The sequence below is a fragment of the Hydrogenophaga sedimenti genome (genome assembly GCF_051857515.1).
In the GTDB taxonomy this organism is placed as follows: domain Bacteria; phylum Pseudomonadota; class Gammaproteobacteria; order Burkholderiales; family Burkholderiaceae_C; genus Hydrogenophaga.
Window position 1 is genome coordinate 41,075 of record NZ_JBPZHA010000001.1, and the last position, 23,142, is coordinate 64,216.

At 68.3% G+C, this 23,142-nt stretch carries 19 protein-coding genes; 4 read left to right on the top strand and 15 right to left on the bottom strand.

The annotated features are described in order from the left end of the window. Positions 1-177: 177 nt before the first annotated feature. A complete protein-coding gene (locus ACS5NL_RS00240; protein ID WP_439351488.1) occupies positions 178-951 on the top strand; it encodes a class II aldolase/adducin family protein in 774 nt (257 codons plus the stop codon). A gap of 6 nt (positions 952-957) precedes the next feature. Here the strand turns inward: ACS5NL_RS00240 and ACS5NL_RS00245 are convergent, their stop codons facing one another. From ACS5NL_RS00245 to ACS5NL_RS00295, 11 genes are all read right to left on the bottom strand, one after another. Next, positions 958-2,286 (bottom strand): type III glutamate--ammonia ligase, encoded by a 1,329-nt coding sequence (locus ACS5NL_RS00245; RefSeq protein ID WP_439351489.1) that lies wholly within the window; start codon positions 2,284-2,286, stop codon positions 958-960. Next, complete coding sequence (gene gabT / locus ACS5NL_RS00250; RefSeq protein WP_439351491.1) at positions 2,283-3,578, bottom strand: 4-aminobutyrate--2-oxoglutarate transaminase; 1,296 nt, start codon at positions 3,576-3,578, stop codon at positions 2,283-2,285. The genes ACS5NL_RS00245 and gabT overlap by 4 nt, the downstream gene beginning before the upstream one ends. A gap of 11 nt (positions 3,579-3,589) precedes the next feature. Beyond that, positions 3,590-5,068 (bottom strand): aldehyde dehydrogenase, encoded by a 1,479-nt coding sequence (locus ACS5NL_RS00255; RefSeq protein ID WP_439351493.1) that lies wholly within the window; start codon positions 5,066-5,068, stop codon positions 3,590-3,592. A 119-nt stretch (positions 5,069-5,187) separates the two neighbouring features. Next, positions 5,188-6,537 (bottom strand): hypothetical protein, encoded by a 1,350-nt coding sequence (locus tag ACS5NL_RS00260; protein ID WP_439351495.1) that lies wholly within the window; start codon positions 6,535-6,537, stop codon positions 5,188-5,190. A 112-nt stretch (positions 6,538-6,649) separates the two neighbouring features. Then, entirely contained in the window at positions 6,650-7,510 is an 861-nt protein-coding gene (locus ACS5NL_RS00265; RefSeq protein WP_439351496.1) for an ABC transporter permease, read from the bottom strand. Then, positions 7,510-8,415 (bottom strand): ABC transporter permease, encoded by a 906-nt coding sequence (locus ACS5NL_RS00270; RefSeq protein WP_439351498.1) that lies wholly within the window; start codon positions 8,413-8,415, stop codon positions 7,510-7,512. The genes ACS5NL_RS00265 and ACS5NL_RS00270 overlap by 1 nt, the downstream gene beginning before the upstream one ends. Before the next feature lie 21 nt (positions 8,416-8,436). Next, entirely contained in the window at positions 8,437-9,540 is a 1,104-nt protein-coding gene (locus ACS5NL_RS00275) for an ABC transporter ATP-binding protein (protein WP_439351500.1), read from the bottom strand. A gap of 111 nt (positions 9,541-9,651) precedes the next feature. Further along, positions 9,652-10,833, bottom strand: a complete 1,182-nt coding sequence (locus tag ACS5NL_RS00280; RefSeq protein ID WP_439351502.1) for an extracellular solute-binding protein — start codon at positions 10,831-10,833, stop codon at positions 9,652-9,654. 153 nt (positions 10,834-10,986) lie between these two features. After that, complete coding sequence (locus ACS5NL_RS00285; protein ID WP_439351504.1) at positions 10,987-12,426, bottom strand: aspartate aminotransferase family protein; 1,440 nt, start codon at positions 12,424-12,426, stop codon at positions 10,987-10,989. A gap of 21 nt (positions 12,427-12,447) precedes the next feature. Further along, positions 12,448-13,809, bottom strand: a complete 1,362-nt coding sequence (locus ACS5NL_RS00290) for a glutamine synthetase family protein (protein WP_439351506.1) — start codon at positions 13,807-13,809, stop codon at positions 12,448-12,450. 61 nt (positions 13,810-13,870) lie between these two features. Continuing rightward, complete coding sequence (locus tag ACS5NL_RS00295; protein ID WP_439351507.1) at positions 13,871-14,671, bottom strand: gamma-glutamyl-gamma-aminobutyrate hydrolase family protein; 801 nt, start codon at positions 14,669-14,671, stop codon at positions 13,871-13,873. Between the two features lie 114 nt (positions 14,672-14,785). Between ACS5NL_RS00295 and pdxR the strand changes: the two genes are divergently transcribed. Beyond that, entirely contained in the window at positions 14,786-16,276 is a 1,491-nt protein-coding gene (gene pdxR, locus ACS5NL_RS00300) for a MocR-like pyridoxine biosynthesis transcription factor PdxR (protein ID WP_439352031.1), read from the top strand. 9 nt (positions 16,277-16,285) lie between these two features. Here the strand turns inward: pdxR and ACS5NL_RS00305 are convergent, their stop codons facing one another. Then, positions 16,286-17,086: a helix-turn-helix transcriptional regulator gene (locus tag ACS5NL_RS00305; RefSeq protein WP_439351509.1), complete on the bottom strand. Its 801-nt coding sequence runs from the start codon at positions 17,084-17,086 to the stop codon at positions 16,286-16,288. A 126-nt stretch (positions 17,087-17,212) separates the two neighbouring features. On the opposite strand from ACS5NL_RS00305, the gene ACS5NL_RS00310 reads away from it, so the two are divergent. Further along, positions 17,213-18,028: a carbon-nitrogen hydrolase family protein gene (locus tag ACS5NL_RS00310; protein WP_439351511.1), complete on the top strand. Its 816-nt coding sequence runs from the start codon at positions 17,213-17,215 to the stop codon at positions 18,026-18,028. 31 nt (positions 18,029-18,059) lie between these two features. Next, the gene (locus ACS5NL_RS00315; RefSeq protein ID WP_439351513.1) at positions 18,060-19,388 is read left to right on the top strand and encodes an APC family permease; all 1,329 of its coding nucleotides are present in this window, start codon (positions 18,060-18,062) and stop codon (positions 19,386-19,388) included. 53 nt (positions 19,389-19,441) lie between these two features. Here ACS5NL_RS00315 and ACS5NL_RS00320 read toward each other — a convergent pair whose 3' ends face one another. From ACS5NL_RS00320 to ACS5NL_RS00330, 3 genes are all read right to left on the bottom strand, one after another. Next, positions 19,442-19,795, bottom strand: coding sequence for a hypothetical protein (locus tag ACS5NL_RS00320; protein WP_439351515.1), 354 nt, complete (start codon positions 19,793-19,795; stop codon positions 19,442-19,444). Positions 19,796-20,003: 208 nt separating this feature from the next. Continuing rightward, a complete protein-coding gene (locus ACS5NL_RS00325) occupies positions 20,004-21,404 on the bottom strand; it encodes a sigma-54-dependent transcriptional regulator (protein ID WP_439351516.1) in 1,401 nt (466 codons plus the stop codon). 10 nt (positions 21,405-21,414) lie between these two features. After that, positions 21,415-22,785: a sensor histidine kinase gene (locus ACS5NL_RS00330; protein ID WP_439351518.1), complete on the bottom strand. Its 1,371-nt coding sequence runs from the start codon at positions 22,783-22,785 to the stop codon at positions 21,415-21,417. Positions 22,786-23,142: the final 357 nt, after the last annotated feature.

The following is a 23,142-nucleotide window of genomic DNA, read 5'->3' on the forward strand; positions in this document are numbered from 1 at the left end:
CGGCTTCCCCCTGAGGGGGGACATCACGAGCGGCCCGGCGGAGCCGGTTCCGCCGTGATTGCTGGAAAAGGCACTTCTCGCCGGGCGGCCTTGTCTGCCGTGAGACAGCCTGCCTGCCGTGTCCGCGCGACCATGTCGACCCAGCCGCGCATCCCGACGCGGCGCAGGAGACACGGCATGCTCAACATCCCTTCGCTCCAGGGCGCGGTCAGCGCCGAGGAATGGCAGATCCGCTGCGACCTCGCGGCCTGCTACCGGCTGGTCGCCGCCTACGGCTGGTCCGACCTGGTCTTCACCCACATCAGCGCCAAGCTGCCCGACAGCATCACCGGCGGCGAGCACCAGTTCCTGATCAACCCCTACGGACTGATGTTCGACGAGATCACGGCGTCCAGCCTGGTCAAGGTCGACATGGCCTGCAACAAGCTGATCGACTCGCCCTTCCCGGTCAACCCGGCCGGCTTCGTGATCCACAGCGCCGTGCACGAGGCGCGGCCCGAGGTGCAGTGCGTGCTGCACACCCACACCCGCGCGGGCGTGGCGGTCAGCGCACAGAAGGCCGGCATCCTGCCGATCAGCCAGCAGAGCACCTTCGTGCTGGCCTCGCTGGCGTACCACGGCTACGAAGGCGTGGCCTTCCGGCCCGACGAGAAGCCGCGCCTGCAGGCCGACCTGGGCACGGCGAACTTCCTCGTGCTGCGCAACCACGGCCTGCTGACCGTCGGCAGCTCGATCCCCGACGCCTTCCTCTCGATGTACACCTTCGAGAACACCTGCCGCATCCAGATCGACGCACAGGCCGGCGGCGGCGAGCTCACCCAGGTGGACCCGCGCATCCTGGCCGGCATGGCGGAAGTGATGAAGATCGCCACCGCGGGCATGGGCGCGATGCTGGCGTGGCCGGCGCTGCTGCGCAAGCTCGACCGCAGCGACCCGTCGTACAAGACCTGAGCGGCCTCAGAAACTGTCCGCGTAGCGCTCCAGTTCCCAGTCACCGACCTGCTGCGCCCAGGCGTCCCACTCGGCCTGCTTGAGCGCGAGGAACTGGTCGCAGAAAGCCACGCCCACGTCGTCGCGCAGGATCGCGTCGGCGCGCAAGGCCGCGCAGGCGTCGTGCAGGTCGCGCGGCAGCCGCGGCGGCATGGATTCGCCGGCCGCGTGGCGCTGGTACAGGTCGGCGTCGATGGCCTCGGGCGCCGGCAGCTCGCGGTCGATGCCGTCCAGCCCGGCGGCCAGCGTCGCCGCCAGCGCCACATAGGCGTTGCACGAGGCGTCGGGCAGGCGCCACTCGATGCGCCCGGCCACCGTGCGCACGAGGCAGGTGCGGTTGTTGTCGCCCGCCGCCTTCCACACCGGTGACCAGGTCGTGCCGGAGGCGCTGTCGCTGACCGCCAGCCGCTTGTAGCTGTTGACCGTGGGCGCACAGAGGGCCGCGAGCGCGTCGCCGTGTTCGAGCAGGCCGGCGGCGAACTGCAGTCCCGTCGCGTTCAGCCCCATCGGGCCATCGGCGTCGGCCATCACCGGGCAGCCGAGTTCGTCGGTCAGGCTCAGGTGGAAATGCAGGCCGCTGCCCGGCGCACCCGCCAGCGGCTTGGGCATGCAGGAGAACACCATGCCGCGCTGGTCGGCGACGGCGTGCGCGGTCAGCTTGAACAGCTGGTAGCGGTCGGCCGCGGCCAGGGCCTCGTCGTGGCGGTAGTTGATTTCGTACTGCCCGGTCGCGTCCTCGTGGTCCATCTGCTGCAGCGCGAAGCCCAGGGCCGTGAGATGGCGCCGCATGTCGTCCAGAAAGCCGTGGTTGCGCACGATGGCCTTGAGGTCGTAGGACGGTTTGCCCAGCCGGTCCTCGCCGTCGGCCACGCCCCAGCGCCCGTCCTCACCGCGGCGCAGCAGGAAGAACTCGGGCTCGATACCGACATGAAACGTCCAGCCGCGCTGACGCAGGCGGGCGAGCTGCCGCCGCAGCAGCTGCCGCGAGCAGGTCTCCAGCGGCTCGCCACCCGCGAAACCGTCGCAGACCGCGTGCGCCACGCCGGGCAGCCAGGGCAGCGGCCGCAGGCTCTCGGGCACCACGCGGCCGTGGTACTCGCTGCGCGCGCCCATGCGCGGCAGGCCGGTGCCCACGATGCTCGGGCCCGCGAAACCCGCGCCGCTGTCCACCGCCGACGGCAGCGCCTCCAGCGGCACCAGCTTGCCCTTGGGCACGCCGTGCAGGTCGGTGAAGGTGGCCATCACCGTGTGGACGCCCTGCTCGCGCAGGGTCGCCATGCGGTGTTCCAGCGTCAAGCGAGCACCTCGGCCAGCGCGGCGTCGAGCACGCCCAGCGCTTCGGCAAAGACGCTGTCTTCAATCGTCAGCGGAAACAGGAAGCGGATCACGTTGCCGTACACGCCGCAGGTCAGCAGCAGCAGACCGCGCTGGAGCGCCGCGGCCTGGATCTTCCTGGTGGTGTCGGCGTCGGGCGCACCGGCTGCGTCCACGAACTCGGCCGCCACCATCGCGCCCAGACCACGCACGTCGCCGAAACGCGGCTGCTTCGCCTGGTGCGCCTTGAGGTGCGCGACCAACCGGTCGCCCAGCACCTGGGCCCGCTCGGGCAGCTTCTCTTCGGCCATCACGTCCAGCACCGCGTGCGAGGCCGCGATCGCCAGCGGATTGCCCGCGTAGGTGCCGCCCAGGCCACCGGGGGCCGGGCCGTCCATGATGGCGGCCTTGCCGCTCACGGCCGACAGCGTGGTGCCGCCGGCCATGCTCTTGGCCATGGTGATCAGGTCCGGCCGGGCGCCGTAGTGCTCCATCGCGAACAGCTTGCCGGTGCGCGCGAAGCCGGTCTGCACCTCGTCGGCGATCAGCAGGATGCCGTGCTGGTCGCACAGCGCGCGCAGCCACAGCACGGCCTCTTTCTGGATGGCGTTGAAACCGCCCTCGCCCTGCACCGGCTCGAACACGATGGCCGCCACGCGGGAAGGATCGATGTCGCACTTGAACACATGCTCCATCGCCTTCTTCGTGTCGTCCAGTGACGCGCCCTCGGCGGGGAAGGGCACGTGGTAGATCTCGGGCGGGAAGGGGCCGAAGCCCGTCTTGTAGGGCTGGACCTTGCCGGTCAGCGCGACCGCGAACAGGCTGCGGCCGTGGAAGGCCGCGCCGAAGGCGATCACGCCGCTGCGGCCGGTGGACGAGCGCGCGATCTTGATGGCGTTCTCGATCGCCTCGGCACCGGTCGAAAAGAAAGCCGTCTTGGCCGGTCCTTCGATGGGCACGAGGGCGTTGATGCGCTCGGCCAACGCCACGTACTCGGTGTACGGCACGACCTGGTAGCAGCTGTGCGTGAAGCGCTGCAGCTGCGCCGCGATCGCCGCCTGCACCTTGGGATGCACGTGGCCGGTGTTGAGCACCGCAATGCCGCCCGCGAAGTCGATGAAGCGCCGCCCCTCGATGTCCCAGAACTCGGCGTTCTTGGCGCGCTCGATGAAGAAGTCGCCCATCACGCCCACGCCGCGCGGCGTGGCCGCCTGCCGGCGCGCGTGCCAGGCGGCGTTGGTGTGGTCGGTTTTGAGGTCGTTGATGGCGTTCATGGGTATCTCCTTCAGATCGGGCTGTCGATGCGAATCCACGTGGTCTTGCACTCGGTGTACTTGTCGAACGCGTGCAGCGACTTGTCGCGCCCCACCCCGCTCTGCTTGAAGCCACCGAAGGGCACGGTGATGTCGTCCTCGTCGTAGGAGTTGACGTGCACGGTGCCCGCGCGCAGCGCGCGCGCCACGCCGTGCGCCTTGTTGATGTCGCGCGTCCACACGGCGGCCTGCAGGCCATAGATGTTGGCGTTGGCCTGCTTCACCACGTCGGCCGCGTCGGTGAACGAGAGCACCGACAGCACCGGGCCGAAGATCTCCTCGCGCGCAATCGTCATGCTGTTGGTCACGCCGTCGAAGATGGTCGGCTGCACGTAGCAGCCGCCGGCCACAGGCGCCACGCGCTCGCCGCCCGCGAGCAGCTTGGCGCCTTCGCTCTGACCCAGGCCGATGTAACGCATGACGTTGTCGAGCTGCACCTGGTCCACGATGGCGCCCATCACCGTGTTCTTGTCCAGCGGATTCGCCGGCTGGTACTGCGGCACCAGCTTCAAAGCCTTCTCCAGGAACGCGTCCTTGATCGAGGCCTCGACGAACAGGCGCGAGGGCGCGTTGCAGCTCTCGCCCTGGTTGAAGAAGATGCTGCCCACCGAGGCCTCGACCGCCTTGTCCAGGTCGGGGCAATCGGCGAACACGATGTTGGGCGACTTGCCGCCCAGCTCGGTCCAGGCGCGCTTGAGGTTGCTCTGCCCGGCCATCACGTGGATCTGCTTGCCCACGCGCGTGCTGCCGGTGAAGGCGATGCAGTCCACGTCCATGTGCAGCGCCAGCGGGCTGCCGGCTTCGGGGCCGTAACCCGGCACCACGTTGAACACGCCCGCCGGGATGCCGGCTTCCAGCGCCAGCTCGGCCAGCTTGAGCGCGGTGAGCGGGCTTTTCTCGGACGGCTTGAGCACCACCGAATTGCCCGCGGCCAGGGCCGGCGCGATCTTCCACGCCGCCATGATCATCGGGTAGTTCCAGGGCACGATCACGCCGACCACACCCACCGGCTCGCGGGTGATGAGCGCCAGCGCCGTGTCGGGCGTGGGTGCGATCTCGTCGTAGACCTTGTCCACCGCCTCGCCGTACCAGCGCACGCAGTTGGCCGCGCTGTTGACGTCCACGCCCTTGGCGTACTTGACCGGCTTGCCCATGTCGAGCGCTTCGGTCAGCGCCAGCAGATCGCCATTCGCCTGGATCAGTTCGGCGAACTTGATCATCACCCGCTTGCGCACGGCGGGCGCCTTGCCGGCCCAGCGGCGGTCTTCGAAGGCGGCGCGGGCGGCCGCCACGGCGGCGTCGATGTCGGCCTGGCCGCAGCGCGCCACCTGGGTCAGCAGGCGGCCGTCGACCGGCGAGATGCAATCAAAGGTCTGGCCGTCGCGGGCGGCGATCCGTTCGCCGTTGATGACGGCGCGGCCGTCGAAACTGGGGGTGGGGGTGTCGGACATGGGCACGGGTCTCCACAATGAAGTGGCACCATGCTACGGCAGCTTCCCGTCCAATGTTGCGTCCACTTTGCCCCACCTCGCGGGCCGAGTGGACTCAGCGCCGGAGCCTGGGGGCCACGTCAGCGGGGAACGCCCTGGGCGAACCGGTCCTTGAGCCAGGTCCGCCGTTCGTGGTTGGTCTGCAGCACCGGCACGCCGTACTGGCCGTGGCAGCCATAGGCCAGCGCGTCGTTGCGGCCTTCGAGCACGAAATACGGCTCCTTGGACTCGCGCCACCAGCCACCGATTTCCTCGCAGTTGGCTTGCAGCCATTCGAAGGTGATCGGCGGCACCGTCGAGGGCAGGCTGGCCATGTGCGGCGCCACGTGCATCAGGCGGTACAGCTGCACACCGGTGAGCACGGTGACCGCCACAAGCCCGGCCAGGCCGACCCGCAGGGCCCCGGCACCCGCCGTGACCGCCCCAGACCGGGGCGCTGCAGCCAGCCCGACCCGCCGCCCCAGCAGCAACACGCCCAGGAACGGCAGCGGAAGCATCATCCGGTAGACCGAGAAGAACGGCGACTTGCTGTTGAACTCGACGATCTTGTTGTTGGCCACCATCAGCACGATCGCGGCCGCCACGGCCCCCAGGCACAGCACCCAGGGCAGCACATCGCGCCGCTGCCAGGGACGCGACCCCGGCAGCAGCACCAGGGCGCAGACCACCCCGGTCAGCGCCGTGAGATGAAACACCGCGGCGCGGATCTCTTCGACGCCGATGTTGTGCACCAGATAACCGGGCTTGAAGAACAGGCGCGGGAAGAGATGGACGATGTGGTCCGGGTGCAGCTTGTAGAACAGGCCCACCGCCTTGAACAGCGCAAAGCCGACCAGCAGGCCCAGGCCCGCCAGCCCGCGCTGGTGCCGGGTCGGCAGCCAGACCAGCACCGGCAGCATCAGCGCGATGCTCATGTAGGAGCCGGTGCAGAAGCCCACGCCGGCCGCGATCGCCAGGGTTGCGGCCGACGGCAGACCTTCGCGCCGCAGCAGCACCCACAGCCCGGCCCAGGCCAGCGCGGTGCCGGCGATGAAGCCGCGCGGCATGCCCGCGCTCAGCGTGTATTCCGGGTGCAGACCGATGAACAGCGCCGCCACGCCCAGCGCGGCCCAGGGCCGCTCCCCGGCCAGCACCCAGGCCGCCCAGACAAAGGGCAGGTAGAGGCTGGCCGCCGCCACCGCCTTGACCGCCGCGATCGGCCAGACCCCGAGCCAGATCAGCGGCACCGCCAGGTACGACTCGAACGGCAGCAGGTAGGACTGGCCGAAGAAGAAGGGCTCGTGGAATTCGCCGCGCGCCATCCACGACGCCTGGTCGGCGATCACCAGCTGGTCCGAGTCGAGCCAGACCGACTGGAAGCCCGCGAGATGGACCGCGGCGTGCACGAGGAAGAGGCCCAGCAGCCAGAGCCGGGTGTGGCGGAGATTCATGGAGCGCAATGACCGCGGGCGGCATGCCCGCGCGTTCGTGAGGTGCGGCAGCTTACCCGACCCGATCGCCCCGGAGCCTGACACCCCCGCCCTGGCGGGCGGGGGAAAGGCATCAGCTCGCCGACAGCGCCGCCAGTTCGGCCCGCGTGGCGGCCTGGATCTCGCGCTCGCGCTTGCGCGTCTGGCGCGCGACCCAGATCGAGTAGCCCACGATCACCAGCGTCACCGTGGTGATCAGCAGCGTGGCCGCGGCGTAGATGGTCGGGTTGATGCCGCGGCGGGCGTAGCCGAAGATCACCTGCGGCAGCGTCGAGACGCCGGGGCCGGAGAGGAACTCGGAGATCACCACGTCGTCGAACGAGAGCGTGAACGAGAGCAGGAAGGCCGCCAGGATGCCCTGGAAGATGTTGGGCAGGGTGATCAGGAAGAACACCTCGTGCGGCCGGGCACCCAGGTCCATCGCGGCTTCCTCGATGCTGCGGTTCATCTCCATCAGCCGGCTCTGGATCACCACCATGCCGTAGGCCATGCCCAGCAGCGTGTGGCCCAGGATGATGGTCAGCATGCCGCGCTCGGGCCAGCCGAAGGCGTTCTGCGCGCCCACCATCAGCAGCAGCAGCGACAGGCCGATCACCACCTCGGGCATCACCAGCGGCGCGTTGACCATGCCCGAGAAGACCGTGCGGCCCGGGAACTTGCGGTAGCGCACCAGCACGAAGGCCGCGAAGGTGCCCAGGATGGCCGACATCACGCCCGTGACCGCGGCGACCTTCACCGACAGCCAGAAGCCCTCGACGATCTTGGTGTCCTTGGTCAGGGCTTCGTACCAGCGCAGCGAGAAGCCGGTGAAGTTCGCGTCCTGCCGGGTGCTGTTGAAGCTGAACACGATCATGAAGAACAGCGGCAGGTACAGGAACAGGTAGACCAGCGCCATCCAGGCCTTGCCGAAGTGCTTTTCGAGGAGGGCTTTCATCACTTGGTCTCCTCGGCGGTGTAGTGGTAGTAGATCGCCAGCGGCACGATGATCAGCGCGATCATCACCACGGCCAGCGCCGAGGCGCGCGGCCAGTTGTTGCTGGTGAACATCTCGTCCCAGACCACGCGGCCGATCATGATGTTCTCCGGGCCGCCCAGCAGCGAGGGGATCACGAACTCGCCCACCGCCGGGATGAAGACCAGCATGAAGCCCGCGATGATGCCGGCCTTGGACAGCGGCACCGTCACCAGCCAGAAGGCCTTGAACGGCGAGGTGCCCAGGTCGTACGCCGCTTCGAGCAGGCGGAAGTCCATCTTCACCAGGTTGGCGTACAGCGGCAGGATCATGAAGGGCAGGTAGACGTAGGTCATGCCCACCAGCATCGACACGTTGGTGTAGAGCATCTGGATCGGCTCGCTCGTGATGCCCAGCGCCATCAGCAGGTGGTTGAGCACGCCCTGGTCGGCCAGGATGCCCTTCCAGGCGTAGACCCGCAGCAGGAACGAGGTCCAGAACGGCAGCATCACCATCATCAGCAGGGCCGGTCGCACCGAGGCGGGCGAGCGCGCGATGAAGTAGGCGAACGGGTAACCGATCAGCAGGCACAGCAGCGCGGTCAGCAGCGCATACCAGATCGAGCGCAGGTAGGCCTCGATGTAGATGGTCTTGAACAGCGCCCCGCCCTCGTCGTCGCGGAAGATGGTCCAGTAGTTCTCGTACTTGAGCGCGAGGATGCCGGTCTCGGGGTCCCAGATCGGCTTGAACGGGTTGATGCTCTCGCCCATGTCCACGAAGCTGATGTACATCAGGATCAGGAAGGGCAGCAGGAAGAAGACGAACAGCCAGACATAGGGCACGCCGATGACGAAGCGCTTGCCTGGAACCGGAAGGGATGAAGCCATGGTGGTGCTCCTCGTTCGGGTTCAGTCGCGCAGGACGACAGCGTCCAGGTCGTCCCACCAGAAGAACACGTCGTCCTCCCAGGTGATGTCCAGCAGTTCGTGGCGCGAGCCGTTGGGCTCGGTGATCTTCACCTTGGTGCCCTGCGGGGTCACCACGATGTAGTTGTTGTAGGAGCCGAAGTAGCCGATCTCCTTGACGCGGCCGGCGAACAGGTTGTGCGTCACGCTGGCGGGGCGCTCCTTGGCGATCTCGATCTTCTCGGGCCGCACCGCCACCGCCACCGGCATGTCGACCGCGCCGCTGATGCCGTGGCCGACATGGACCTCGCCGATCGCCGTGCCGACCGCGCAGCGGTCGGGCTCGTCCAGCGTCAGCTTGCCGTCGAACAGGTTGACGTTGCCGATGAAGTCGGCCACGAAGCGGTTGGCCGGGTATTCGTAGATCTGCTTGGGCGAGCCGACCTGCAGCACGCGGCCCTTGCTCATGATCGCGATGCGGTTGGCCATGGTCATGGCCTCTTCCTGGTCGTGCGTCACCATCACACAGGTCACGCCGACCTTCTCGATGATGTTGACCAGCTCGAACTGGGTCTGCTCGCGCAGCTTCTTGTCCAGTGCGCCCAGCGGCTCGTCCAGCAGCAGCAGCTTGGGCTTCTTGGCCAGGCTGCGCGCCAGCGCCACACGCTGCTGCTGACCGCCCGAGAGCTGGTGCGGCTTGCGCTTGGCGTAGGGCGTGAGCTGCACCAGGCCCAGCATCTCGTCGGTGCGCCGGGTCACCTCGTCCTTGGGCAGGCCCTCGCGCTTCAGACCGAAGGCGACGTTCTCCCAGATGTTCAGGTGCGGGAACAGCGCGTAGCTCTGGAACATCATGTTCACCGGCCGTTGGTAGGGCGGCATGTTGGCCACGTCCTGCCCACCCAGCAGGATGCGGCCCTTGGTCGGGGTCTCGAAACCGGCCAGCATGCGCAACAGCGTCGACTTGCCGCAGCCCGAGCTGCCCAGCAGGGCGAAGATCTCGCCCTTGCCGATGGACAGCGAGACCTCGTCGACGGCCACGGCCTCATCGAAACGCTTGACCAGTTTTTCCGTGACCAGATAGCCCTCTTGCGTGCCGGCAGCTGCCATGGTGACCCCTCGTGTGGTTTGTGGTTGTCAGAAACAAAAAGGGCTGTTCATACGCTGGGTACGAACAGCCCGGTTCACGTCTCGCTGGTGGGCGAACGCGGCCGAAGGCGCTTACTTGCCCTTCTTGAAGCTGTTGTAGGCGTTGGCCATGGCTTCACGCGCTTCGTTGGTGAAGCTGCTGGGCGGGATCATCTTGGCGAAGTAGTCGGACTCCACGAAGATCGTCTTGTTGCCGGCGATCTCGGGCTTGACCTGGGCCACACCCGCCTTGTTGCCGGTGGGATAGCCCATGGTGTTGGCCATCGCGGCCGAGTTCTCGGGGCGCAGGTAGAAGTCGATGAACGCGGCGGCGTTGTTCGGGTGCTTGGCGTCCTTGGTGACGGCCATGGTGTCGGCGAACAGCAGGGCACCGGTGGTCGGCAGCAGGGCTTCGATCACGTCCTTGGAGCCGTTTTCCTTGGCACGGGCGGCGGCCTGGTTGACGTCGCCGGACCAGCCGATCGCCACGCAGGCCTTGCCGCCGGCGATGTCGTCGATCATGGTCGAGCTGAACAGGCGCACGTCCTTGCGCACCTTGGCCAGCATCGCGGTCGCCGCCTTGTAGTCCTCGGGGTTGTTCGAGTAGGCGTCCTTGCCGAGGTAGTGCAGCGCGACCGGCAGGATTTCGGTCGGCGAATCCAGGTAGGCGATGCCGCAGGACTTGAGCTTGCTGGTGTACTCGGGCTTGAACACCAGGTCCCAGGCGTTCTCCGGCATGGCCATGCCGCCCAGGGCCTTCTCGGCCTTGGTCTTGTTGATGCCGACGGTGGTGAAGCCCCAGGCCCACGGCACCAGGTGCTTGTTGCCCGGGTCGGCCTTGGTCAGGACCTGCATGATGGCCGGGTCCAGGTTGGCCAGGTTGGCGATCTGGTCCTTCTTCAGCTCCTGCAGCAGGCCGCCTTCGATCTGGCCCTTGGCGAACACGGTGCCGGGCACGACGATGTCATAACCGGTGTTGCCGGCCACCAGCTTGGCGTGCAGCGCCTCGTTGGTCTCGAAGGTGTCGTAGTTGACCTTGATGCCGGTCTCTTTCTCGAACGTGGCGATCATGCCTTCGGGCACGTAGTCGGGCCAGTTGTAGATGTTCAGGACCTTCTCGTCGTCGAATTTCGGACCGGCCGGCTTGGCGGGCTCGGCAGCAGGCGCAGGGGCTGCAGCGACCGGTGCGGCCGGGGCCGCAGGCGCCTCTTCTTTTTTGCCACAGGCGGCCAGCAGGATCGCCGAAATGGCCAAGGCCAGAACTTGCTTCTTCATGGTGAGGATCGCTCCAGGTTTGAGGGGTTTATCCCGACTATTGATGCACAGACATCCTGCTTGTGCGCTTGCTCGCTGACAAGCAAATAGCAGACCAGATTTATCCCCTGTTTGGGGCATCTTTTACTGTAACAAACAAACGGGTTCGCGCCGTCACGCCAGCAGCCCTTTCTGCCCGAGGTCCGCCAGGGTGGCGTCCAGACATTGCCGGATCAGGCCCACCATCTCGTCGATCTGCGCCCGGGTCATCACCAGCGGCGGCGCGATGATCATGCGGTCGCCCACGGCGCGCATGATCAGGCCGTTCTTGAAGCAGTGGCCGCGGCAGACCATGCCCACGCCCAGGTCGGGGTCGAACATGGTGCGCCTGACCTTGTCCTTGACCAGCACCAGGCCGGCGACGAAACCGCAGGTCTCGGCCTCGCCCACCAGCGGATGCGCCTTGAGTTCGGCAAAGCGCTCGGCCAGGTAAGGGCCGGTGTCGTTCTTGACCCGCTCGACCAGGCCCTCGCGCTCCATCAGCTCCAGGTTGGCCAGCGCCACCGCGCAGGCCACCGGGTGGCCACTGTAGGTGTAGCCGTGGTTGAACTCGCCGCCCTTGCCGATCAGCACGTCCGCCACGCGGTTGCCCACCATCACGCCGCCCAGCGGGATATAGCCGCTGGTCACGCCCTTGGCGAAGGTCACCAGGTCGGGCTTCATGCCGAACTTCTCGTAGGCGAACCAGTGGCCCAGGCGGCCGAAGGCGCAGATCACCTCGTCGGCGATCAGCAGGATGCCGTACTTGTCGACGATGCGCTGGATCTCCGGCCAGTAGGTCTCGGGCGGAATGATCACGCCGCCGGCGCCCTGCACCGGCTCGCCGATGAAGGCGGCCACCTTGTTGGGGCCGATCTCCAGGATCTTCTCTTCCAGCCAGCGCGCCGCGCGCAGGCCGAAGTCGGCCTTGCTCTCGTCGCCGCCGCCGTTCTCCCAGTAGTGCGGCTGCTCGATGTGGGTGATGTTGGGGATCGGCAGGTCACCCTGTGCGTGCATGCCGCTCATGCCGCCCAGCGAGGCGCCGGCCATGGTCGAGCCGTGGTACGCGTTGTGGCGGCTGATGATGACCTTGCGCTGCGGCTGGCCCATCAGGTCCCAGTAGCGGCGCGCCATGCGCACATTGGTGTCGTTGCTCTCACTGCCGCTGCTGCTGAAGAACACGTGGTTGAACGTGCGGTCGCCCACCTTGGGCGCCAGCGACGCCAGCTTGGCCGCCAGCTGCACCGCCGGCACGTTGGTGGTCTGGAAGAAGCTGTTGTAGAACGGCAGCGTCATCATCTGCTGGTAGGCCGCGTCCGCCAGTTCCTTGCGGCCATAGCCCGCGTTGACGCACCACAGGCCGCTCATCGCGTCCAGCACCTTCTTGCCTTCGGAATCCCAGACGTAGATGTTGTCGGCGTGGGTCATCACGCGCGAGCCGCGCGTGGCCAGGTCACCGTGGTCGGTGAAGGGGTGGATGTAGTGCGCGCTGTCGAGCGCCTGGATGGCCTTGGTGTCCTGCTGTTCGGCGCGGCGGACCAGGGCGGGCGGGGCGATGAGGGTGGAAGTGTTCATGGCGTTTCGCTTGTCAACGGGTCAAACATGCAGAAGGAGGTGCTCGCGTTCCCAGGGGGAGATCACCTTCATGAATTCCTCGAACTCCAGTTCCTTGATCTCGGTGTAAATGGTCACGAACTCCTTGCCCAGCACGTCGTGCAGGTCGGTCTCGCGGCGCAGCCAGTCCAGCGCCTCGCCCAGGCTGCGCGGCAGCGCGTAGGGCGACAGGTAGGCGTCGCCCTTCATCTCCGACTTGGGCTTGATCTGGTTCTTCATGCCGAGGTAGCCGCAAGCCAGCGTCATCGCCATCGCCACGTACGGGTTGGCGTCGGCACCGATCACGCGGTTTTCCACCCGGCGCGCGGCCGGGCTGGAGATCGGCGAGCGGATGCCCACCGTGCGGTTGTCGTAGCCCCACTCGATATTGATCGGCGCGGCCGTGTGGCGCGACAGGCGCCGGTAGCTGTTCACGTAGGGCGCGACCAGCGCCATCGCGGCCGGGATGTAGCGCTGCAGGCCGCCGATGTAGTGGAAGAACGCGTCGGAGGCGCTGCCGTCTTCCTTGCTGAAGATGTTCTTGCCGGTCTTCTTGTCGATCACGCTCTGGTGGATGTGCATGGCGCTGCCCGGCTCGCCGGCGATCGGCTTGGCCATGAAGGTGGCGTACATGTCGTGGCGCAGCGCGGCCTCGCGCACCGTGCGCTTGAAGAAGAACACCTCGTCGGCCAGCCCCAGCGGGTGGTCGTGGAAGAAGTTGATCTCCATCTGGCCGGCGCCGATCTCGTGGATCAGCGTGTCCACGTTCAGCTGCATCTTGTCGCAGTAGTCGTAGATCTCTTCGAACAGCGGGTCGAACTCGTTCACCGCGTCGATCGAATAGGCCTGGCGCGAGGTCTCGGCGCGGCCGCTGCGGCCGATCGGCGGGCGCAGCAGGGTGTTCGGGTCGGTGTTGCGCGCCGTCAGGTAGAACTCCAGCTCGGGGGCGATCACCGGGTCCCAGCCCTCGGCGGCGTACAGGTCGCAGATGTGGCGCAGCACCGAGCGCGGCGCGAACGGCACCAGCTTGCCGTCGTGGTCGAAACAGTCGTGGATCACCTGCGCCGTCGGGTCGGTGGCCCAGGGCACGATGCGCACCGTGGCCGGGTCGGGGCGCAGCTGCATGTCGCGGTCGGTCGGCTCGATCACGTCGTAGTAAGGGCCGCTGGCCGGGAACTCGCCCGTCACGCCCATCGCCACGATGCCCTGCGGCAGGCGCATGCCGCGGTCTTCGGTGAACTTCTCGCGCGGCAGGATCTTGCCGCGGGCCACACCGGTCAGGTCGGGCACGAGGCACTCGACCTCGGTCACGCGGTGCTGGTTGAGCCACTGCTCCAGGTCGTTGAAGGTCTGTGGGCTGGTCATCGGCTGGTTCATAAAAAGTGTTGTCTCGTTATGGTGTCTGTGGCCTGGCCCTGTTGGCGGGTCAGGCCGGTGTGTGTCGCGACAGGTCGGCCGCCTGCAGGCGCAGGCTGCGCCGTTGGCGGCAGGCCTTGCCGAAGGCCTGGAAGATCGCGGTGTAGAACGGGTTTTCCCAGCAGCGCCACTCGGGGTGGAACTGCACGGCGTAGGCGAAGGTGCGGGCGCCCTGCACCGCCACCGCCTCGATCTGGCCGTCGGGCGCGTGGGCCAGTGCCTCCAGGCCGGGCGCGAGCCGGTTGATCCCCTGGCCGTGCAGCGAGTTGACCATCACCTCGGGGCCGCCGGCCCAGGTCTCGAACACGCTGCCCGGCGCCAGCCGGATCGGGTGGCTGGGCGCGTACTGCACGTCGAACGGCGCGGTCTTGGACTCGCGGTGGTCCATGCGGCCGGGCACCTCCTGCACCCGCTGGTGCAGCGTGCCGCCCAGGGCGACGTTGATCTCCTGGAAACCGCGGCAGATGCCCAGCAGCGGCACGCCTTCGTGCACACAGGCCTTGATCAGCGCCAGGGTGAGCGAGTCACGCACCGGGTCCAGCGGCAGGCTGGGATCGGCGACGTCTTCGTCGAAATGGGAAGGATGGACGTTGGACGGCGAGCCGGTCAGCATCACGCCGTCGACCAGCGGCAGCAGTTCCGGGATCTGCCCGGCGTCGGCCAGCGGAAACATCACCGGCTGGCACTCGGCGCCGACCTTGACCGCGCGGGCGTACTTGTCGCCCAGCAGCAGAAAAGGCATCTGGTGGCCGTGGTCCCCCATGAGGCGGTGGTCGGCCGGCAGCCAGACCATGCAAGGCGCAGTGTTCATGTAGCAACGCTCCTGACTTGATTGTGGCGAGGCAATTGGATCACAATCGGGGCCACTTAAGACAACCTCATGGTGCCATTTGACACCCGTCATGGCATCCTGTCCACCGTTCGCATGCTGTCCGAATTCCTCCTCGCCGAAATGCACCGCCTGGGCGCGCAGGATGCGCTGCCGCTGCACCGCCAGCTTTACGAGGCGCTGCGCCGCGCCATGCTCGACGGCAAGCTCGGCCCGGGCGAGCGCCTGCCCTCCAGCCGCGACCTGGCGCAGGACCTCGACCTGTCGCGCAACACGGTGGTCGCCGCCATCAACCAGCTCTCGGTCGAGGGCTACCTGGTCAGCCGGGTCGGCAGCGGCACCTATGTGAACGACAGCGTGCCGCGCAGCACGCCGGGCCGGCACCCGGGCGCCCAGGGCGCGCGCGCGCCGTCGGCCGCACCGCGCATGTCGGCCCGCGGCGAAGCGCTGGCCACCCGCTTCAGCGCCCAGGAGCTGGAGGTGCAGCCCTTCACGCCCGGCATCGCCGACTTCAGCGCCTTTCCGCTCACGCTCTGGCAGCGGCTGCAGAACAAACACTGGCGCATGACCTACCCGGACATGCTCGACTACGCGAGCTCGGGCGGCTATGCGCCGCTGCGCCGGGCGATCGCCGACTACCTGCGCGTGTTCCGCAGCGTGCAGCTCGACGCCGACCAGGTCATCGTCACCACCGGCACCCAGCAGTCGCTCGAACTCTGCGCCCGCCTGCTGGCCGACCACGGCGACACGGTCTGGGTCGAAGACCCGGCCTACTGGGGCGCGGTCAAGGCCTTCATGGCCAGCGGCCTGCACCTGCACCCGGTGCCGGTCGACGACGAGGGCATCCGGCCCAGCGCGGCCGACGACGCGAAGCCGCCGCGCCTGATCTATCTCACGCCCTCGCACCAGTACCCGACCGGCGCGGTGATGAGCCTGCCGCGGCGCCACCAGCTGCTCTCGACCGCCCGCGCGCACAACGCCTGGGTGCTCGAAGACGACTACGACAGCGAGTACCGCTTCTCCGGTCCGCCGATCAGCAGCCTCGAAGGCCTGGACAGCGACGGCCGCGTGCTCTACATGGGCACCTTCTCCAAGGTGCTCTACCCCGGCATCAAGCTGGGCTACCTGGTCGTGCCCAAGCCGCTGGTCGCGTCTTTCCGGCAGGCCCACTACGACCTCAACCGCCCGGGGCAGATGCCGCTGCAGGCCGCGCTGGCCGAGTTCATGGAAATGGGGCACTTCAGCAGCGCCCTGCGCCGCGCCCGCCAGAGCTACGGCGAGCGCCGCCAGTGCCTGCTCGAAGCGCTCAAACCGGTGCTCGCGGCACCCGGCAAGGATGGCCCTTTCATCAGCGGCGCCGAACAGGGGCTGCACCTCTGTTTGCGCCTGCCGCCGTCCGTGGACGACAAGGCGCTGGCGCAGCGCATCGCGCAGCAGGGGCTGATCGTGCGGCCGCTGTCGGCCTACTGCCTCGCGCGCCAGGACCTCAAGGGCCTGGTGATCGGCTACGGCTACGCACCGCTGGCCGGCATCGAACGCTGCGGCCCGATCCTGTCGGCCGCCGTGCGATCGCTGCCCAAGGGCTGAGGCACCGGCTCAGCGACCGGCCGCCGGCGCTTCGGCCCGGTGCGACATGAACAGCGCGAACAGCTCGCTCTGCGAGCCCACGTCCAGCTTGGCGTAGAGGTGCTTGCGGTGCACCTTCACCGTCTCGGCCGAGATGCCCAGGCGCTGCGCGATGCCCTTGGACGAATGCCCGCTGAGCATGAGGCGGGCGATCTCCAGCTCGCGGCTGGAGAGCGAGCTGTTGTTGAGCCGGAAGTCGCTGCGCGCGCCGGCCGGTGTGGCGGCCACCGGCGCGGGCGGCACCTCGCGCCGTTCGTGGCGCCAGCGCTGCGCCATCAGCGGCACCAGCCACTGGCTGACCATGGCCAGCAGGGCCAGGTCGGTGGCGGTGAAGCGGCGGTGCGCGCCCAGCGAGAGACACAGCATCGCGTCGCCGTCGACGGCGGCGTTGAACTGCACCTCGTCCTCGACGATGTTGAGGCGGAAATAGCGCTGGTAGTACTCGGTGCCCTTGAAGCGGTCGGGCGCGACGTCGTCGAGGTGGACCAGGCCGGTGCGCCGCGTCTCGCGCGCCGCGATCACGAACGGGTCAAGCAGGTACAGGCCCTGCAGGTAGTCCTCGAACAGGGTGTCGGGCGAGCCGTCGTCCTGCGCGATCTCGGCCAGCACCTGCGGCGCTCCGCTGGGCCCCAGGCGCAGCACCACCCAGCTGTCAAAGCGCACATACAGACCCAGCACCCGGGTCAGCCGCAGCCAGAAGTCGGGCTGGTCGAGCGCGACCAGCAGTCCCCCCATGGCGCGGTGCCATCCCACCTCGTCGAGCTTGACCACGCTGCATACCCCCAAATGGGTACCCCTTCGGGGGAATATTTCGAAAACTGGTGGCTCCCTACACTCTGCCGACCGGTGGCTGTCACGCTGCCGACATACAGGCCATCTTACTCAGGATCACCGCCCGTGAAGGTTCAACTCGCCCAGATTCCCGCCGACGACGGCGTCACCGCTCCCAACCTGCAGCGCGTGCTGTCGGTGATCGAACAGGCCGAGGCCGGCACCGACCTGATCGTGTTCCCCGAGACCTGCCTGATGGGCTTCCCGACCGCCGAGGAAGTGGCCGGCGTCGCCGAGCCCGACGACGGGCCGACGGTCCGCGCCATCCGCGCCGCGCTGCAGCGCAAGGGCCTGTCGGTCGCGGTCGGGTTCGCCGAGGCGCACGGTGGCCAGTGCTTCAACACCACCGCGCTGATCGCCCCCGAAGGCATCGTGCTCAAGTACCGCAAGACCCACCTCTGGGGCACCGACGTGGGCGTGTTCACACCGGGGGATCAACTGGTGACGGCGGTGTGGAACGGCGTGCGCGTGGGCATCCTGATCTGCTTTGACATCGAGTTCCCCGAGACCGCGCGCGCGCTGGCCGCGCAGGGCGCCGAACTGCTGATCGTCACCAACGGCAACATGGACCCCTACGGCCCGGTGCACCACCAGCTGATGACCGCGCGCGCCATCGAAAACCAGGTCTTCGCCGTCATGAGCAACCGCTGCGGCAGCGGGGGCGGGCTGGACTTCGCCGGCGGCAGCATGGCCATCGCCCCCGACGGCCAGGTGCTGGGTGCCCTGGCGCGCGAGGAGGGGCGGCTGACGGTCGACATCGACCTGCGCCGCATCGCCGCCAGCCGCAGCGACTACTGCTACCTGCGCCAGCGCCGCCTGCCGCTGACCGGCCAGGTGGTGGCCGGCGACGGCACGCTGACCGCGCACCAGATCCCCGTGTGATCCCTCCTTCCCCCACCAAGAAAGCACCCGCATGAGCAAACTCGACAGAACCCTGGGCCTGAGTTCGGTGGTCCTTTTCGGCCTCGCCTACATGACGCCGATCATCGTCCTGGGCACCTTCGGCATCATGGCCGACGCCACCCACGGGGTCACCGCCGGGGCCTACCTGCTGGCGCTGCTGGCCATGCTGCTCACCGCCTACAGCTACGGCGTGCTGGCGGCCGAGTTCCCCACCGCGGGCTCGGCCTACACCTACGCCCGCAAGTGCCTGAGCCCCAAGGCGGGCTTCATGGTCGGCTGGGCGGTGCTGCTGGACTACCTGTTCCTGCCCATGGTGATCTGGCTGTTCGGCGCGGTGTACCTCAACGGCGCCTTCCCCAGCGTGCCGATGGCGGTGTGGATCGTGGGCTTCATCGCCATCACCTCGGTCATCAACGTGGTCGGCATCCGCTTCGCCAACACGGTCAACTACCTGATGATGCTGGTGCAGCTGCTGGTGCTGGTGGCCTTCGTGGCGCTGGCCATCCACTACGTGATGGGCGACCCGAGCAAGCCGCTGTTCGACCTCGCGCCCTTCTACCAGCCCGGCGTCGCGCTCTCGCTGGTCACGGCCGGCGCGGCCATCGCCTGCTACTCGTTCCTCGGCTTCGACGCGGTGACCACGCTCACCGAAGAAACCGTCAACCCGACCAAGGTCATCCCGCGCGCCATCCTGCTGGTGACCCTGTTCGGCGGCGCCATCTTCGTCGCCACGGCCTACGTCGTGCAGCTGGCCCACCCGGGCTTCGCCTTCACCTCGGTCGACTCGGCGGCCAGCGAAATCGCCAAGAACATCGGCGGCGACCTGTTCGTGTCCATCTTCCTGATCGGCCTGATCATCGGCCAGTTCGCCTCCGGCCTGTCGGCCCAGGCCAGCGCCTCGCGCCTGCTCTACGCCATGGGCCGCGACGGCGTGTTGCCCAAGGGCTGGTTCGGCAAGCTGCACGCGAGCTTCCGCACCCCGGCCGGCAACATCCTGCTGTGCGGCCTGGTCGCGCTGCTGGCCCTGTTCATGGACGTGACGACCTCGGTCTCGTTCATCAACTTCGGCGCCTTCCTGGCCTTCACCAGCGTCAACCTGGCCGTGATCGCCCGCTTCTACTACCTGCGCCGCCAGGACCCCGCCCCCAACCAGTTCTTCAAGTACCTGCTGATCCCCGCGCTGGGCGCCGTGGCCGACCTGTGGCTGCTGGTCAGCCTGGACCGCCACGCGCTCTACCTGGGCCTGGGCTGGCTGGTGGTCGGCGCCGTGTACCTCGCGGTGCTCACGCGCGGCTTCCGGCAGGAACCGCCCGAGATGGACTTCTCGGAAGCGGCCTGACACCGGCCGGCGCTGCCGGGCCAGCACCGGCCCGGGCAGCGCCTGGCGGGCGATCAGGTGTGGTTGGCACCGTCGTCGCTGCCACGGCCACGGCCACCGCGGTCGTCACCGGCCGCGTCGTCGGCACCACGGCGGGCATGGTTGGCCCCATCGTCGCTGCCACGGCCACGGCCACCGCGGTCGTCACCGGCCGCGTCGTCGGCACCACGGCGGGCATGGTTGGCACCATCGTCGCTGCCACGGCCACGGCGCTGGTCGCCAGCGGCGTCGTCCGCGCCGCGCTTGGCCAGGTCGATGGTGAAGCCGGCGGAGGTGGACGACGGGGTTTGCGAAGAGGATGCGTGGGCGGCGAAACCGGCGGCGGCGAGCAGGGCGGCCAGCAGGACAGAAGTCGGACGTGCGTTCATGGTTTTCTCCTTGAGTGGGTGTGAAACATCTTGAAACGTGGGATTTTTTCCCACTAAACACACATAGCATCCTGCGTGCCAGCACCACCAATCAACTGTCAGATCGTTGATTTGAAAAGATTTTCATGAAATCTGCCGACCGGAGAGCGGGGCCGTGGATGCGGGGGAACTGGCCCGGACCGGGTCAGCCGCCCCACCCAACACCCGCTCAGGGCCGCAGCCCGAACTTGTCGATCCGGTAGCGCAGGGTGTCGCGCGAAATGCCGAGCGCGCGCGCCGCCTGGGTCACGTTCCAGCGGTTGCGTTCGAGTGCGCTGAGCAGCAGGCGCCGCTCGGTCTCGGGCAGGCTGGTCGGCAGGTTGTCGCCGGCCGGGAAGTCCAGCGCGCCGAAATCGGAGGCCGGCGCCACCGGCAGCGGCAGGTCCTCGACCTCGATCACCGGGTCGGCGCACAGGATCACGCACTGCTCGACCAGGTTGCCCAGCTCGCGCACATTGCCCGGCCAGCGGTGGCGCGACAGCGCTTCCAGCGCCTCGTCCGAGAACCGCAGCCCGCTCTTGCCGTAGCGGCGCGCCGAGCGCGCCAGGAAGGCCTGCGCCAGCAACGCCACGTCGCCGTCGCGCTCGCGCAGCGGCGGCAGCTCGATGCGCAGCATGCCCAGCCGGTAGAACAGGTCGCCGCGGAACTGGCCCGACTGCACCATGGCCTCCAGCGGCCGGTTGGTCGCGGCCAGCACACGCACGTCCACCTTCTGCTCGCGCACGCTGCCCAGCCGCCGCACCTGGTGGTCTTCCAGCAGCTTGAGCAGCTTGGCCTGGGTCGCCAGTTCGAGCTCGCCGACCTCGTCGAGGAACAGCGTGCCCCCGTCCGCCGCCTCGACCAGCCCGATGCGGCGTTCGCGCGCGTCGGTGAAGGCGCCGCGTTCGTGGCCGAACAGTTCGCTCTCGACCAGCTGCGCCGGCAGGCTGGCGCAGTTGATCTCGACAAAGGGTCCGCCCCGCCGCGGCCCCTCGAAATGCAGGGCGCGCGCCACCAGCTCCTTGCCGGTGCCGGTCTCGCCGCCGATCAGCACCGCCGGCGCGTGGCCCTCGTTCATGCGGGTCTCGGCGTCCACCAGCTGCTGCAGCCGTGCGCGCAGCTTGCGCATCGCGGCCGAGTCGCCCAGCAGCGCCGCCAGCCCCTGGGCCGCCGGTGCGTTCGAGGCACCACCGCCCGCCCGCAGGTGCCGCAGCTCCAGCGCCTGGCGCTGCTGCTGCACCGCGCGGTCGAGCACCTGCTTGAGCTGGTGCAGCGAGACCGGCTTGATGAGGTAGTCGAAGGCACCGGCCTTCATCGCTTCCACGGCGACCTGCTCGCTGCCATGGCCGGTGGCCATCACCACCGGCAGCTGCGGCTCGCGCTCGCGCATCAGCCGGAGCACCGACAGCCCGTCCTTGCCCGGCAGGTTGTGGTCCAGCACCACCGCATCGGGCCGCGCCGACTCCAGCGCCTCCAGCCCTTCCTCGCCGCTGGCCGCCGTCTGGCAGCTCAGGCCATGGCGCTCCAGGTACACCAGCATGTTGCGGGCGAGCACCGGCTCGTCTTCGACGATCAAAACGCTGTAACTCATCGGCGGGTTCTCATTCGGTCTCGGTGGATGTCGGCGGCCGCAGCGGCAGGGTCAGGATCGCCTGGGTGCCGGCACCCGGCGTGCTCTCCAGCCGCAGGCTGCCGCCCAGGCGCTCGACGGTGCGCCGCGCCAGCGGCAGGCCCACGCCGATGCCGGTGCGCTTGGTGGTGTGGAAGGGCGTGAACACCCGTGGCAGGTCGTCCGGCGCGATGCCGGTGCCGTTGTCGGCCACGGTGACCAGCAGGTGGCCGTTCTGCGGCCGCACCGACAGCCGCAGGCGTCCGCCGCGCGGCATCGCGTCCAGCGCGTTGGTGATCAGGTTGTCCAGCGCCTGCTCCAGCGCGGGCGCGTCGGCCCGGGCCTGCGGCAGGGCTGGCGGCCAGTCGCATTCCACCGTCACGCCCTGGCGGTCCATGCGGCCCGCGTGCACGCTGACCAGGTGGTTGAGCAGCGCATCGAGCTGCACCGGGCCCAGCGCCCGCCCGCCCTGCTGGGCATAGGCCAGCAGCTTGCCGATCCAGGCCTGCAGCCGGTCGACCTCGGACATGATGTCGCCGGCCAGCGCCCGTTCCGGCCCCATCGCGATCAGCTCGGCGCTGGAGCGGATCGCGCCCAGCGGATTGCGCAGCCCGTGCGCCACCGCCGAGGCCATGTCACCCACCGCGACCAGCGACTCGTTGGTGACGATGGTGCGCTGCTGCTGCGCGATCTGGCGGTCGGCCTGCATCACCAGCCAGACCATCGCCAGGTAGGTCACCAGCCCGCCCAGCAGGCAGGCCATCCAGACAAAACGCGTCATCTCGTGCACCGAGGTCAGCAGGTGCTCGGGCAGCATGTAGAGCTCGACCACGCCGACCACCTCGGTGCTGCTCTCGCGCACCGGGATGTAGACCTCGATCGCGTCGCGGGCGTTGTCGCGCAGGAAGGCGTGCTCCGGCTTGATGTAGGCCGCGGTTTCCAGCAATTCGCTCTCGACCGCCAGCGCCCCCTGCAGCGCCTCGTCCAGCTCGTGGTTGGCGCCGGCGTCGCCGCCGATGGCCTTGGCGTTGGTCGACCAGATGATCTGCCGCCGGGCATCGAACACGTTGGCGTGGCCCAGGCCGGGCATGCGCGCCAGCTCGACGAACAGCGACTCGATGCCGCTGGTGTCGTTGCGGTCGCGGAAGAAACGTTCGCCCTGGTGCATGCGCATCAGGCTGCCGACGAAGTCCTGCGCCAGCTCGGCGTTGTGGCGGATCATGCGTTCGGCCGCGTACTTGGACAGCAGCGTCGCGCTCACCAGTGCCGTCGCCACCACGCACAGCAGACTGATGGCCGCAAACCGGCGCGTCCAGTACATCGGCGTCCGGGAGAACGGGTTCTTCAGAAAAGGAAGTGCCATCGACGCTGCTCAGGCGGCCCAGGCAAGGGCCTGGGCTCGGGGCCATTCTAGGCAGGCACCGCCAGCGGGTCCCCGGGCCCCACGGCGCGGGTCATTTCCCCCACCCATTCCGTGACATGGGGCAATTGCCCCAGCCCTGCCGGGCGCCGGCCGGCAGGGCCGCATGCCCTGCGATCGGGAAAAGTCCAGGTAAATCATAGAGATGGAGCGCCTGTGGCGGTGAGGAACAGCGGTGGTGGCACAGCGATTGCAATTCCCGTTCCGCAAACGCACCCATCCAGACCCCCCATGGCACGGCACATCCCCTCGACAAGGCCCCAGGCAGGCGCTCCCGCGCGTGCCCCCGTCTTCCGTGCC